This window comes from Litchfieldia alkalitelluris, assembly GCF_002019645.1.
GTDB classification, from domain to species: Bacteria; Bacillota; Bacilli; order Bacillales; family Bacillaceae_L; genus Litchfieldia; species Litchfieldia alkalitelluris.
On the sequence record NZ_KV917374.1, the window covers coordinates 5,214,637 to 5,229,387 of the forward strand.

At 36.1% G+C, this 14,751-nt stretch carries 11 protein-coding genes and 1 pseudogene; all 12 read right to left on the minus strand.

Annotated features, from left to right (window positions below; translation table 11 throughout):
* Window positions 1–29 precede the first annotated feature (29 nt).
* Window positions 30–1,486, minus strand: a pseudogene (gene putP, locus BK579_RS24355) (sodium/proline symporter PutP).
* Between the two features lie 1,391 nt (window positions 1,487–2,877).
* Window positions 2,878–3,045, minus strand: coding sequence for a hypothetical protein (locus BK579_RS25935; protein ID WP_169891247.1), 168 nt, complete (start codon window positions 3,043–3,045; stop codon window positions 2,878–2,880).
* A gap of 151 nt (window positions 3,046–3,196) precedes the next feature.
* Window positions 3,197–4,357 carry a teichuronic acid biosynthesis protein TuaH gene (gene tuaH, locus BK579_RS24360; protein ID WP_078550010.1) on the minus strand — a complete coding sequence of 387 codons (1,161 nt, stop codon included), beginning with the start codon at window positions 4,355–4,357 and terminating at the stop codon, window positions 3,197–3,199.
* Window positions 4,358–4,360: 3 nt separating this feature from the next.
* Complete coding sequence (gene tuaG / locus BK579_RS24365) at window positions 4,361–5,116, minus strand: teichuronic acid biosynthesis protein TuaG (protein WP_078550012.1); 756 nt, start codon at window positions 5,114–5,116, stop codon at window positions 4,361–4,363.
* A gap of 110 nt (window positions 5,117–5,226) precedes the next feature.
* Window positions 5,227–5,913 carry a hypothetical protein gene (locus BK579_RS24370; protein ID WP_078550014.1) on the minus strand — a complete coding sequence of 229 codons (687 nt, stop codon included), beginning with the start codon at window positions 5,911–5,913 and terminating at the stop codon, window positions 5,227–5,229.
* Window positions 5,910–7,364: a teichuronic acid biosynthesis protein TuaE gene (tuaE, locus tag BK579_RS24375; RefSeq protein WP_078550016.1), complete on the minus strand. Its 1,455-nt coding sequence runs from the start codon at window positions 7,362–7,364 to the stop codon at window positions 5,910–5,912. The genes BK579_RS24370 and tuaE overlap by 4 nt, the downstream gene beginning before the upstream one ends.
* Before the next feature lie 20 nt (window positions 7,365–7,384).
* Window positions 7,385–8,335: an NAD-dependent epimerase/dehydratase family protein gene (locus BK579_RS24380; RefSeq protein ID WP_078550018.1), complete on the minus strand. Its 951-nt coding sequence runs from the start codon at window positions 8,333–8,335 to the stop codon at window positions 7,385–7,387.
* A gap of 11 nt (window positions 8,336–8,346) precedes the next feature.
* Window positions 8,347–9,681, minus strand: a complete 1,335-nt coding sequence (gene tuaD / locus BK579_RS24385) for a UDP-glucose 6-dehydrogenase TuaD (RefSeq protein WP_078550020.1) — start codon at window positions 9,679–9,681, stop codon at window positions 8,347–8,349.
* Window positions 9,663–10,871 carry a teichuronic acid biosynthesis protein TuaC gene (tuaC, locus tag BK579_RS24390; protein WP_078550022.1) on the minus strand — a complete coding sequence of 403 codons (1,209 nt, stop codon included), beginning with the start codon at window positions 10,869–10,871 and terminating at the stop codon, window positions 9,663–9,665. Before tuaC ends, tuaD begins: the two co-directional genes overlap by 19 nt.
* Complete coding sequence (gene tuaB, locus BK579_RS24395) at window positions 10,868–12,340, minus strand: teichuronic acid biosynthesis protein TuaB (RefSeq protein WP_078550024.1); 1,473 nt, start codon at window positions 12,338–12,340, stop codon at window positions 10,868–10,870. The genes tuaC and tuaB overlap by 4 nt, the downstream gene beginning before the upstream one ends.
* Window positions 12,341–12,348: 8 nt before the next feature.
* Window positions 12,349–13,008, minus strand: coding sequence for a sugar transferase (locus BK579_RS24400; protein WP_407936264.1), 660 nt, complete (start codon window positions 13,006–13,008; stop codon window positions 12,349–12,351).
* Window positions 13,009–13,322: 314 nt separating this feature from the next.
* Window positions 13,323–14,654, minus strand: coding sequence for a CoA-disulfide reductase (locus tag BK579_RS24405; RefSeq protein WP_078550026.1), 1,332 nt, complete (start codon window positions 14,652–14,654; stop codon window positions 13,323–13,325).
* Window positions 14,655–14,751: the final 97 nt, after the last annotated feature.

The window sequence follows — 14,751 nt, forward strand, 5'->3', positions numbered from 1 at the left end:
ATTGGATAACTCTTAAATGATTCTTATAATTATTTAATTGCTTCAAACTCCTCAAATTCTTGTGTGACTTCCTTACTTGGTTCTTTCCCTGCTAAGCTTATAACTAAGATTGCAAGTAATGAAAACAAGAAACCTGGAGCCAATTCATAGATGTCAAATAATCCACCTGAAAGATTACCCCATATGATGACGGTTAGTCCTCCGACAATCATTCCAGCTAGAGCACCATTACGAGTCATTCGCTTCCAATATAGAGAAAGAATAACAACAGGTCCGAATGCTGCGCCTAAGCCTGCCCTGCATAACCAACAAGATCTAAGATTGAACTTTCTGGATTGGTTGCTAATAGGATTGCAAAAATCGCAATCGCTAATACTCCAAAACGGCCAATCCAGACTAATTCTTTATCACTAGCATTTTTACGGAATACACCTTTATATAGATCCTCTGCTAAAGAACTTGTAGATACGAGTAACTGTGAGTCTATTGTACTCATAATCGCTGATAATACCGCTGCAAGTAAGAATCCTGAAACCCAAGGATTGAACAAAATTTGAGTGAATGCTATAAATACTGACTCTGGATCTGCTAATGGATTTGCTGAGAAGTAGGCAATCCCTATTAGTCCAGTAAACATGGCACCAATAATTGATAGGAGTGTCCAGGATACACCAATAAATCTTGCTTTTTTTATAGCTTTTACATTTTTAATCGCCATAAATCGTGTGATAATATGTGGTTGCCCAAAGTATCCCAATCCCCATGCTAAAAGAGATACGACACCAATAAATGTTGTTCCATGCCAAAAGTCTAAATAACTCGGGTCTACTGATCTAACAATGGAAACTGTTTCACCCCAGCCGCCCATTTCCACTACGGCAACAATGGGTACAATGATTAGTGCTAAGAACATTAATATACCTTGAAAAAAGTCAGTCCAACTAACAGCGAGGAAGCCCCCTAAAAATGTGTATGAAATGATCACTATTGCTCTGATAAGAAGTGCAGAGCTATATGTTAGTCCGAATGACTCTTCAAAGAGAATCGCTCCTCCTACTAAACCAGCAGAAGTATAAAATGCGAAGAATACTAAAATAACAATTGCCGATACAATCCTTAATAACTTTGAATGATCATGAAATCGATTTTCAAAAAACTCAGAAATAGTAATCGAATCTCCAGCAACTTCCGTATATGTCCGAAGCCTTGGAGCAACCATTTTCCAGTTAATATAAACTCCGACAGCTAATCCTAATGGTAACCATAATTGATTGTAGCCACTTGCATAAAATGCACCAGGAAGTCCTAGTAATAACCAACTACTCATATCTGAAGCTCCTGCACTAAGTGCTGCTACTCCAGGTCCTAATCGCCTTCCTCCAAGTACATAATCTGACATATTACTAGTCATTCGATAAGATACAATCCCAATTGCCAACATACCGACTAAGTAAATAATAAATGTAATTAACGTGGCACTATTAATAACTAAATCAACTCCTTTAATATTTTTTCCTTTGTCTTTGTGGGAAGAACTTCGTCGTGATTATGTGCTTTTGACGTCACGTACTTTAAAAACAAAGGTGTATATAAATACTAATTTACTTGGTAATTATTGTAAAGTTCTGATTATTGCGATTATGTGCGATATATACCTATATTTTAAGATCGTGATAAGAAAAGTGGAGTTTTGCTTACAATATCTTGTAGATCCTCACAAATTCGAGTCCTTCAACTTAATAGTCAAGCCATAAATACAAAATCTTTCATATAAATGAATTTATTGGGAATCATGAACATGTAAGCTTTAATAATAATTACTATACAATTAAATGTTTCTACTTTAACCTGGGGTATTTTCATAAACTTCTTTTGAAAGGTCCTTTACATAAACCGTCAACTAAGTAGAGCCGCATCTTTTCCTAGAAATAGCAAACCGGAATTCAAACAAAACAGTGTGTTTTACTTTAATTAGGTCACTTAGTAACAATCTTTCAGAAAAGAGCCTTAACCAAAGATTAACATAGGGTTAATCTATCCTTAGTAAAAACTGGATAAGATAAAGCTATCAAGACCTTCATCCAAATGATTGCTTTGTTGATAACATTTGCTTTCCTCACTCACCCTGACTAGGAGGTAATTATTAATGCAGCATTTCCTAAATTTCTTATTCTTGCTTTATATCTCCACACTTTTTATCATTATCTTTTTCCACACTTTTTTCCAACCTAGACATGAAAAGAAGTAATAGCCTATTATTTCTGAAATAGAAAAAAAGCTTGTTAAAAAGGTACGACTCTTTTATACAAGCTTTCGTATTGATGTGCTTTTCTTAAAATAAGAACCGAAATGACAGCCGTATTGGTATATAAAAAAGTAAAGCTTGCTTAGTAATTAGCGAGTTTCTGTATTAAGTAACCATCATTTACTTCACCGTAATACATCTAAATGAGTTTCTAACAAAAGTAAGTAACCTACCTTCATCTCACTTCCTTTTTTATAAAAGTAATGCCCATAATTGATTAACTAGTGAAAAAAATAAGCGGAGATTTTTCCGTTAAGTGCAGATTAACGCTCGTTTTAGGGTAAATAGAGGGAGGTTTTCCTCCTATACAAAGCAATCATACCTATTTTTACATTTTTCAAGTCAAATAAGAGGAACTTTTCCCTCTATTTATGCTTATTTTCCGTGCCATTTGCTACTTAAGGGGAATTACTCCCTCTATTTAGACCATTCAAAGTGTCTAGCCCGATCCCCTAACCGATAAGAGCGAACTCTCACTGTCTCAGCTACGAGAATCAGCATCTTTTCATCGACTAGTTGTGAAAGAACTATTTTAACCGGTCTGCCACTTAACTTCAAATACTTTTCTACTTCTATACGGTATATGGATTCTCAGCTTCGACCGCTAGCCGAAGTACTTCCTTTTCAACTAAAGACAGAATGGCCCCTTGTCCAGTCCAGCCCCCAACTCCTCTGATAACAAAAGAAAAGGCGTATGCTAATTCATACGCTTTCTCTTTTGTATTTTTAATAGTAGGCACCCTTAAAACTCAACCCTTTACTCTTACTACAAACTTTTTTAATCAAGATTGTTTTTTTGCATTCATGACATGTCAAAAAACATTTAATTAAGTGTGGATAACCCCTAACAGTTAGTTAAAAAACAATAGTCACTTCAGACAAGAGCCATTACTATTGCGATGTTTGAATCATTTCTTGAAATATATGATCCCAATTTTTTGTATAAGCTAGCTCTTTCCTTCTATTAATATGATTTTGACAATTCTTCATTTTTAGTAATTCTTCACATTCAGACACAAAATCTCCAACATTATTATTTTCCAAATACGAGTAAACAAATTTTTCTTGGTATTTTTTTGTTGAAGGTAAATGAGCTCCTACTACAGGCTTTCCTGCTGCTAGGAATTCGAATAATTTAAGAGGAAAAACTGCCTCATTATATATTGAATGCTTATATGGCATGATTCCAATATCGACTAATTCCATATATTTAGGTACCTCTAGAGGATCTACACTCCCCGTCCACACCACATTTTTTTCATTTAATAATTCTTTAAACTCTTGAAGTCCATTCGTTCCGTCTGGTCCTACAAAAAGAAATGTCCATTCCTGACGTTGCTTAGCGACCTGCTTAATCAGGTCAAAATCAAGCTTAGGCTTTATTCCACCAATAAAACCGATCACAGGTGTCTTGAAATCATATGGTAACTCCTTCTGTTTATTTTCAAAAAGTTCAAAATCGACTCCATTTTCAAACGTATGAATTCGCTCAGAAGATCCTACCTTTGTTTCTATTTTATTTCTTAAGTAGTCAGATGTACAAAACACAGTACCAGCTTTATGAATCAGTCGCTCCTCAGCTTGTAATATAATTTTTTCTCTCAACTTAGACACTATCGAACTACCGCCATTCATAGGAGCTGCCCATAAATCACTACAGTCATAAATTACTTTATCAAACCTAAATAATGATGAGAGAATCGGAAAACCCGGAAATGTATACCACAATTGAACCTTGATGTTTTCAAACTTCTTTAGATAATCAATTAATGGATTTAATTTTTCTTTATACATTATGTCAATGTACCGGCCAATGCGAAACGGCTTTTGTGGAAGAAAATCTGCAATGGTCCATTGCTTAATGCCGTTAGGTAAGGTGATATACGCTTCTTTCTTATGACCAGGACTGGGACTTGGACAAAGCCAAATCACTTCTATAGTATCTTTTTGTTTTAGTAAAAATTCCGCTAACCGATGGCGCCTGTACCTAAGTTGATCACCGTTCCATTCTCCAGTAGCAACAATCACGTGAAGGGTCTCCATATTAATCATCCTTTATATTCTTTTCATCAAAGCATGAAAGGCATAATGTGAAAAGCACCAACATGCCATAAATACATTTAACTTTTCAATCTTGCGGTAGACGAACCAATTCATAGAAGCAGCTTTCCACTTATTCTTTGAGATTGATGGATTACCAATACGATATTCTGCTAATGTTTCATTTAAGCCAAAAGCAATATGACCTTTTTTAAGAATAGAGAGCCAAGTGGCCATATCCTGCCTTGTTCGTATATTTGGCATACGAAAGTCCCCAACTTTTTCTCGATCAATCATTACCGTTAGACAACCAATAATCGTATTTTTTAGCATCTCTTGATAAGATATCTGCGCTGGAGCGGCTATCTTTTTATTTAATAACGATCCTTCCTGATTCATAAGCTCATAAGCTGTAAATGTGAAGGATAAGTCCTTTTCTCTCATAAAGGAGAGCTGTCTTTCAAGCTTTTCCGGTTTCCACCGATCATCACTATCTAAAAAGGCAATAAATCTAGCACTTGCATATTTCAAGGCAGTATTACGAGCAACCGCTGCACCACTATTTTCCTCTAAATAAACGACCTTTATTCTTTCATCCTGCTCTTTATGTATTTGCAATAGCTGTTGTGTACCGTCTGTTGAACAATCATCCACAATAATCATTTCCCAGTCCTCGAAGCTCTGATTTTTTACTGATTCAATTGTGCTATTGATATATTGGATGGCATTGTATGAAGGTGTAATGATTGAGACAATAGGCTTTTTAGTCATGAAAGAAACCTCCCATATGATTCATTACTTTTTGGTTGTTCTCCTAAACTTTGATACTATTGAATAATCTCTTGAGTTCGCTATGAAATTTTTGATAAAACAATCCCTAATTAAAAAGAACCTTCCTTTTTTTGAAAACCTACAGGAACAACAACCCATAGCCATGCCAATGTAATACCTATTAACCCCCCTAAAAATCCTCTTTCACTAGAGGTTAATGATTTGATTGACTCACTCCGTAATTCCATATTGTTAAGCAGCTTTGCTTCCCTTACACTTAATAATTCTGTATTTAATTCATATAGAAACTGTTGGTGCTCGACACTTTCTTCTTTGCTTATCTCAAGATTCGAGATTGAGTCAATTGCCGACTGTATGACTGTTTTCTTTTCAGCTACAACGCTTTGATCCAATAACAGATACTCTTCTAACACATCATGAAGAAACCGCTCCGCTCTTTCAGCTGATTGATCATGATAGGACAATACGATTACGCCTTCATCTACTATCATCACCTGAAAGTTTGCTTTTATCTGATTTTGGTGATTTTCCCACCAATCATTTAAACGTTCCTTATAAAAAAGTTCATGAGTCAAAAGGATTTGAAGATGCTTCGGGTTATTTAAGTCTGAGTGACTATATTCTCCTAGTAAGATTTTTGCCTCCGCTTTGTAAGTCACTGGATTATTCTCAACAGGTATTAACCATCCAAGTAACCCTAGTAAAATAGGCATGATGACAATGATTACAATAAACTTCTTTACTCTAACCAATATCCTCTGTATGGTGATTCTCATTTTTGTGCTACTCCTTCATGCCAATTATCAATAACGTCTTGACTTTCCTTACCTCGTAATACAGATAATAAAGAGATGACAAACCCTAGAAATACCCAATGGAAAAATAGATTGCTAACAGAACTAGGACTAATACTAGAGACTAAGAATGCGATTAGACTGAGAATTGCCGCTTCCACAAGCCACTTCGCTTGATTACCCAGTCTTTTTTTATAAAAACAGTAAAGCCTATGGATTAAGTAGATATACATAGTCAAATAACCAAGAAAAATTCCCCAGCCAAAGTTTCCGATAATCTCAACGAGCCAATTATGCACCTCAACCACGTGATTTGTATCATAAATTGCTTGATTCTCAAGATAAAATGGAAGATTTCCAACACCCACACCAAATCCAAATGATTCAATAAAAAAAGCGAATGTATTTTTAATTAAATTTAACCTGACCACATTTGACGAAGTACTCTCTGTTGAAGCTTCACTTAGCTGTAATAAGATAGAATATATCTTTTCAATATTTAGATAGAATAGTAATGTGATTGTTAAGGCACTTGTTATCACGATTACCTTTTTTAGTAAACTCGGAACAATCATTAACACATAGATGATCAATCCGACACCAATAGCTAACAGACTTGCCCTTGATTCCGTTAGATAAATCATATATACCGATAACCCACTTAGAATAAATGCTCCACATTTGAAATATGAATTACGACTATTTTTCAAGGCAGAAAAGTAAAAAAAGAACGAGATCGTTAAGAATGTTGCAAAATCATTTTGATTGAAGAATACTGCTGTTGGATAACCTAATTTATATTCAGGTGCTCCATAAAGAGTCGAACTCGGAAGCTGAATATGACCGAAATGATTCACACATCCAAGAATTAATAAAAGCATGGACATGACAGACCAAAAGAGATAAACAGCAAACAATTGCGAGAGTTTTTTTAATAAAAAAACAGCTAAAAAAATAAACGCTATTCCAATGCCAAGTAAGAACAAGTATTTAATACCTGCGATAAGCGACTTTACCCATAACAATGAAATGGTTCCATAAACAATCCATACAAGGAAAAATAAGAGAATTCCTTTTACATGAACTTGATTCCAATAATCTATAAAGTTTTTTTCTTTGAATATATGTAAAACAAATAACGTCACCACGGTAATCAATAGCATTCTGTATAAAAATAAACTAAAGAACCCTAAGTGAATCGTAAAAATGGATTGATTGAGAAACGTAGAGCAAATTAACAAAAACATAAGTGGAACAATGATATTTTTGACTTCTACGTAATAGGCAATAAATCCTAAAACACCGATTATTATCCACAGACTTATAAAAAGAAACATCTGCTCTGTCATGCCCAAGGCTTCAGATACTAAGAATAGTACAGTTAATAAAAAACCTATTACAGTTATCCGAAGAAGTTTGTGATTGATGACCATTTAACTCCTACCCTCTTAATTTACGAAATCACTGCCTCTTCCCTTTTTTCGCTTTGGCGGCGGGAATATTCAATCGTTGCTGCAAGCCCATCTAAAAGTTCGAATGTCGGCTCCCAGTTCAATAAGGCTCTGGTTGCCTTATTTTCTAGTAAACTATGCTTAATATCACCCTGACGTTGTTCTACATAATGTGAAACTAAATCTACCTCTGCAACCTCCTTCATCGCCTTAAAAAGTTCATTGATTGAAAGTGATTGATTCGTCGAGATATTTAAACATAGATTTTCACTAGCTAGCATCGCTTTTACATTCGCACGAGCAACGTCCTTTACAAAGATAAAATCTCTGGTTTGTGTTCCATCACCATAAATCTTTGGTGATCTGCCTTTTTGAAGGCAATCTGTAAAAATAGCGATCACTCCTCCCTCACCATGTGCATCCTGTCTCGGCCCAAAAACATTGCTGTACCGCAAGATACTGTAAGGCAGTTGATACAATTTATAAGATAGCTGCAAATAATGTTCAACCATCATCTTGGTTAATCCATAAGGAGACTCTGGATTCGTTGGATGCTCTAAGGAGATTGGTAACCTTGTTGGATTTCCGTACACAGCAGCCGATGAAGCAAACACTAGCTTTGTAACGTTTGATTGAATCGCAGCTTCAATGATGTGAAGAGAGCCCTTTACATTAACCTGTTGATCCTTGACAGGGTCCTTTACTGATTCTGCGACACTCACCTGTGCCGCTTGATGGATAATATAGTCTGGATTAATAGAGACAATCATATCAACTACTTTTGGGCAGGTAATATCATAATCGATCGTTTCAACAGGTAAATGTGAAATATTTTCCCTTCGTCCTGATGAAAAGTTATCAATAACAACGACTTCAAAATGATGATCAAGTAATTCTTCGACAATATGTGATCCGATAAATCCAGCCCCACCAGTTACAATTACCTTCGTCATCAGAACTCCTCCTAAAGTGCTTTTGTTAAATCCACTATCTTATTTGTTGCAGGTCTACCAACTGATAAATACGTGTAACCAAGTTCTTCCATCATTTCTAGTGAAAATAGGTTACGCCCATCAACAATGAGAGGTTGAGTGAGTATGCTCTTTGTTTTTATTAAGTCCAGTTCCTTAACTTGGTTCCAGTCTGTTAAGATCAAACAAGCATCCGTATCCGTAAGCGTTTCGTAAAGATTTTCAGAATACACACATTGATAACCAAGTCGTTTTTTTGCTTCGTTAATTGCAATCGGATCATACGCCTTTACTGTTGCTCCCTGGCTCACTAGATACGGGATAATATCTAATGCGGGAGATGACCTTACATCATCGGTATCTGGCTTAAAAGCAAGACCTAGGACACTGATTGACTTCCCTTTTAATGAACCTAATTCCGCCTCAAGCTTCTTTACGAGTTGAACACGTTGAGCCTCGTTTGTTTCCATTACAGCTTTCATTAACTTAAAATCATAGCCATTTTCAGTTGCAATATGTAAAAGAGCTGCCGTATCTTTTGGGAAACAAGAACCGCCAAACCCCACTCCTGCTTGTAAAAACTTTTTACCAATTCTACTGTCTAACCCAATACCCTCCGATATTTTCGTGACATCTGCTCCAACGCGTTCACAGATGTTGGCGATATCGTTAATAAATGATATTTTCGTCGCTAAAAATGCATTTGCAGCATATTTAATTAATTCTGCTGTTTCTACTGTTGTTTTTACGATGGTTGATGTGAACGGCTCATGTAGTTTTGACATAATTTGAAATGCATGGCCACTTGATGCACCTATAACAGCCCGTTCCATCTGTAAGGTTTCTTTAATGGCCGCACCTTCTCTTAAAAATTCAGGGTTTGATACAATATCAAATGGAACTTGAAGGCATGAGTACTCTTTAATAATTTTTTTAATTATCTTTCCCGTTCCAACCGGCACTGTACTTTTTGTTACAATTATTTTATATCCGTTTAAGTTTTCTCCAATTGTCTTGGCGACTTGTTTCACGTATGTTAAATCCGCCTCTCCTGTAGAACGCATCGGAGTACCCACCGCAATATAAACGATATCAGCTTCTTTTATCGCATCCCCTATCTCAACCGTAAAGCGAAGTGTTCCACATTCCATATTCCTTTGTACAAGCTCTTTTAAGCCAGGTTCATAGATTGGCATAATTGCTCTTTGTAGATTACTAATCTTTGTTTGATCAACATCACAGCATGTTACATCGTTTCCCACTTCCGCAAAGCAAGTACCTGAAACAAGACCAACATAACCCGTACCTATCACAGCCATTTTCGCCATGAAACATCATTCCCTTCATTTATGATTTCCTGATAGAGTTCCGCTAACAAGCTAGCATTTCGATTCACATCATAATTTTTTTGGATATGTTCATAGAGATATTGTTGTTGCTTTGATGTATAAACCCCTCCAAAGACAATATCCTCAATTCGTTCAACCAAGCTTTGCACTGATTTTTTTGCAATTAGTAGATTAGCATATGGCCCGAATAGCTCAGGGACCCCACCAACTGCCGTACAAATAACCGGAATTTTTAATGCAATTGCCTCAATCAGAACAGTTGGCATTCCTTCCGTATAAGAAGGTAATGCAAATACATCACCAGCAACTAAATAGCTCCGTACTTGTTCATTTTCAACCTGACCTGTTAGAAAGAGCCTTCGATTAAGTTCTTTATGCTTCACTAACTTTTCCTTTTCAGGACCATCACCAACAAAAACAAATGCAATATCCTCTGAAACATGTTCCATTGCATTTACCAGTTCGTTAACCCCTTTTGCTTTTGTTAATCTGCCAACAAATACGACTAATTTTTTATCAGTAGGTAACATCAGGCGTCTTCTTAATTCATCTTTTGACTCAGTAAACTTTGCAAACTTCGCTAGATTGACTCCTATAGGGAGAACATTTCCTTCTATTCCTGTAAGCTCAGTTGTTTTACTTTTCAGCCGCGCACTAACAGCCAACACGGCACTCGCCTCAGTTACCGCTTCTGTAAATACCCTCATTGCCCCCTTAGAGTAGTGGGGATAGATATTCACATCACTACCATGTAAAGTTAATAACCATGGAATTTCTTTTTCTTTTGCTACTAATCTTGCAGCACCACCAGAGGGCATCGCAAAATGTGCATGAATAAGGTCGGGTTTGAGATCATATTCTTCCAGTGTTCTACTAATGCAAGCTGCAATCCTAAGATCTGGTTGAGCCCACCTTAACTGCCCAGGAATAGCTAAATATCGTGGACGATAAACCTTTACACCCTTACGTACATAACTGAGTTCTTCACCATCTCTTTTTTTGTATTGTTTTTTAAATAAACGAATAAAGAATGGCGACTCTGGAATCGGGCATATCACAGTTACTTTAACTCCTTGACTAAGTAGGGCCTGAACCTGTGTTTCATGAAAAACTCCACTTCCGGGATGATCTGCACTAGGATACACACTTGTTATCCACAAAACATTCATATAGCTCGACCTCTAATCTTTAATAACATCCGTTTAATAGCAACAAAGTTACGAAAATAGCCTAAAAGTAAGAACAATAAAATATAAACGCTCGCACTTAAGAAAATGGTAGTTATAAATGGTAAGACATTTGAACCTTGAAATAGCAGTGATAATGGTTCCTTCACCACAAAGGCTCCAATGCTAATGATGATCGAAAAGCTCAACGGTATAATAATGGTCTTGATGTAATCCACCCACTTCAGCTGGATCAAATAAGTTAATAGCCATCTTCCAAGGAGAAAATTAACCAAGCTTACAATCACATAAACCCAAGCCACAAAAACTAAATTATTTGCTGTAACAGCACTTATCAAAGCAATTCCATAGAAAAGGAGAACACCTGAATCCCAGTAAAAGGCTAGTTTCGCTTTTCCTTTTGCAAGGATAATTGAGCCATTAGGATTCATTAAAACTCTCAGTATTCCTACTATTGCCATGACTTGAATAACAGGAACCGCAACTAGCCACCTTCTTCCAAAGAATAGTGTTACGAATTCTTGGGTTACAGAGATTAGTCCACATAAAATCGGAAAAGAAGCTATACTTAACAACTTCGTCATATGTAAATATCCAGTGGTAAGTTGATGATGATCCTGCTGGTTTTTTGAAAACAATGGAAATGCCACTTTCGTAATAATTGGATTGATTTTTAATACAGGTATCGTAATAATTTGGTATGCTAAATTATAAATCCCTAAAGCCTCTACACCCATAAATTTCCCAATAATAATCACATCAAGGTTAGAGCCAATTCGGTTTACTAAACGTGATAATAACTGATAACCTCCAAAGGCTAGCAACTCCCTTGATTCTTTTAAATCAAAGTCAAAAGTCGGCTTCCATGTTTTTTGATAAGATAAGAAATAACAAATTCCTTTTCCACCGTAAAAAGCAATTTGCGAAATCGCAAAAGCATAAATTGGACTGACTAACTTTAAAAGCACTAACAAAACAATAAAAGAGATGATTGTCCAGCTAACTTCAATTCCCCCTAGTTGATCGAAACGCAAATGTTTTTGTAGCAAGTACTGACATTGTTGACCAACTGGTGCTATTAAGAAAATAACGGCAACAAGTCTTATTACATTCGTTAATTCTGGTTGTTGGAAAAAAAGAGATATTATCGGCCCTGTTAAAAACAGAGTCAAAAATATAACTAATCCCACAAAGATGTTTAACCAAAACAATGTCGATAACGTCTTGTTGGTCACATCTTGCTTTTGAATAACAGCTGACCCTAATCCTAAATCAATTACAATTTGAGCAAAAATAATAATCGTAGTAAGTATTCCGACCTGCCCAAATTGAGCTAAACTCATGCTTTGGCCTAACATCACAAATTGAGCGATTTGAACGATCGTAATAAGAACTGCTGAAGCTCCAGTCCACTTTATCCCTTTTTGCATTTGGAGCTTAATCACTGACATATGCTTCCCTACCTTGCACCTTCTCCTGTTAGCACAACCTTGAAGGTTTTTAATAAAATTTTCACTTCAAGAGTAAATGTTAGGTTTTTAATATATTCCAAATCATAATAGAGCTTTTCTTGTGCGGAGATATTATATCCTCCATTCACTTGCGCTAAGCCCGTTAGACCGGGTTTTACTAGTAGTCGATCCTTAAATCCAACAATTTCTTTATTAAAGATTTCCGTAAACATGGGCCTTTCTGGTCTTGGCCCGATCATTGACATATCTCCTTTTAGTACAGAAACTAATTGTGGCAATTCATCAATTCGCGTTTTCCTTATAATTGCTCCAACTTTCGTTATTCTGCAGTCATTAACTTCCGCCCACTTTGCCCCGTTTTTTTCAGCATCACTCCTCATCGAGCGAAGCTTAACAATTTTAAAGAATTTCCCATTTTTCCCTACTCGTTCTTGAACATAAAATGGAGAGCCTGGTGTCTCTATCACAATTAAAATAGCAAAAATAACTATAATAGGAATTGCTAATATAATTCCAATCATTGAGAGCATTAGATCAATAGCTCTTTTAACTAAAAGATATTGCTCAGCATTTTTTGTTAATGTAAGATTCGAAGCATAAAACATTGACGTTTCCTGGTAGAATTGAAAGCTTTTTTCGGTACTCAATTAATTACACCTCACATGTGTTGTAGGGTAGATAGAATTACGTCGAATACCTAGATTATAGGGAAAGAGATTAAAGAATTGATTGAGAAGGTTTAAAGTTTAGATGAAGAATAACAAGAAGTTGTTAAGTATTGTAAATAATTGCAAATGTCTTTACAGAGGATTGTGGAACGATTAACATTTCTATGAACTTAGTAATGTGCCATTCCTGCTTCTATGATTTCAGCTTTTTCTATGGAATTAATGAGGATAAAGTTAAAAAAAGGCGCAAAAAAGCCGGTTCAAAAAGGAGACTTTTGAACCAGCTTTATAACTCACTTCACTCTTCTTGCTGCCTGCTGAATTGGATCATAAACACCGTTATATGGGGGTGCATAAGATAAGTCCAAATCCAATAGATCACCGATTGTCAATGACGAATAAAGTGCAGTAGCTAACACATCAACCCTTTTATCCACACCAGATTCCCCGATGATTTGACCACCTAATAGCTTTTGGGATTTTTCATTATAAATTAATTTAACCGTCATTTTTTTTGCTCCTGGATAATATCCAGCAATATCCTTCGCTTTAATTGTTACTGATTTAAACGGGATATGTAATAATTTTGCTTCTTGTTCTGAGATACCAGTTCGCCCTAAAGTCAAACTGAAGAATTTGATAATAGAGCTTCCTACTATTCCCTTAAATGATTTGTGGATATTAATAAGGTTCAAACCAGCAGTAACACCTTGCTTATTAGCATGTGTCCCAAGTGGTATGTGATCATCCTTCTCTTTAATTCGGTGATATTGAGTAGCGCAATCTCCTGCTGCAAAAATATCCTCCACACTTGTTTGCATAAAGGCATTCACAGATATAGCTCCGTTCACGCTTGTTACAACTCCAGTACCGTCTAAAAAGGAGGTATTCGGCTTTACACCAATTGCTACTAACACAAGATCTGTTTCATACTCCCCTTTATCAGTTTTCACCGTTTGGACAGTCTCTTCACCAGAAAACCCCTCCACAGATTCACCAAATTTGAGCTCAACATTCTGACGAATTGCTTCATCATGAATTAACTCCGACATGTCGGGATCAAAGATTTTAGCTAGCCTTTCATTTCGTTCAATAATTGTTACTTTTTTTCCTAACTCAACAAAGCTTTCTGCCATTTCAAGCCCAATATAACCACCACCAATAACCGTGACATGCTCAACCTTTCTAGTAAGTGACTTCATAATCTCTTTTGCATCGTGAATTGTTTTTAGTGGATGAATGCCGGAAAGATTTACTCCCTCCCAATTTGGAATGATCGGGCTCACACCTGTCGCTACTAATAGTCGATCATACGATTGTTCAAAAGTACTATTCGTGGAATGGTCTATTCCTTTCACCAGCTTTTTCTTTGAATCCACTTGCTGTACTTCATGATTGATTTTTGCGTTTATTCCATATTCCTCAAACTCCTCTTTTGTACGAGCGATTAGTTTTTCAGTTGATTCAATTTTTCCACTAATCACATAAGGCAGCCCACACTGTCCGTAAGACATGACACTACCCTTCTCAAAGACCGTTATCTCATGTTTTTCAGAGCCGTTTCTGACAATTTGCATCGCTGCACTCATTCCGGCAGCATCTCCACCAATAATTATAATCTTCAAAGTTTCATCCTTCCTTTCTTTAGAAAAAATCTTTGACACGCATTTAAACAAGATAATATAAATGGATTTATTATAACTGCTTATACTATGTGTAGGA

Excerpts from the sequence above, each read along its gene's own strand:
- tuaD (WP_078550020.1), bottom strand. The coding sequence starts at position 9,681 with ATGGCGAAAATGGCTGTGATAGGTACGGGTTATGTTGGTCTTGTTTCA.
- tuaH (WP_078550010.1), bottom strand. The coding sequence starts at position 4,357 with ATGATTAATATGGAGACCCTTCACGTGATTGTTGCTACTGGAGAATGG.
- BK579_RS24370 (WP_078550014.1), bottom strand. The coding sequence starts at position 5,913 with ATGAGAATCACCATACAGAGGATATTGGTTAGAGTAAAGAAGTTTATT.
- tuaE (WP_078550016.1), bottom strand. The coding sequence starts at position 7,364 with ATGGTCATCAATCACAAACTTCTTCGGATAACTGTAATAGGTTTTTTA.
- BK579_RS24380 (WP_078550018.1), bottom strand. The coding sequence starts at position 8,335 with ATGACGAAGGTAATTGTAACTGGTGGGGCTGGATTTATCGGATCACAT.
- tuaC (WP_078550022.1), bottom strand. The coding sequence starts at position 10,871 with ATGAATGTTTTGTGGATAACAAGTGTGTATCCTAGTGCAGATCATCCC.
- tuaB (WP_078550024.1), bottom strand. The coding sequence starts at position 12,340 with ATGTCAGTGATTAAGCTCCAAATGCAAAAAGGGATAAAGTGGACTGGA.
- tuaG (WP_078550012.1), bottom strand. The coding sequence starts at position 5,116 with ATGACTAAAAAGCCTATTGTCTCAATCATTACACCTTCATACAATGCC.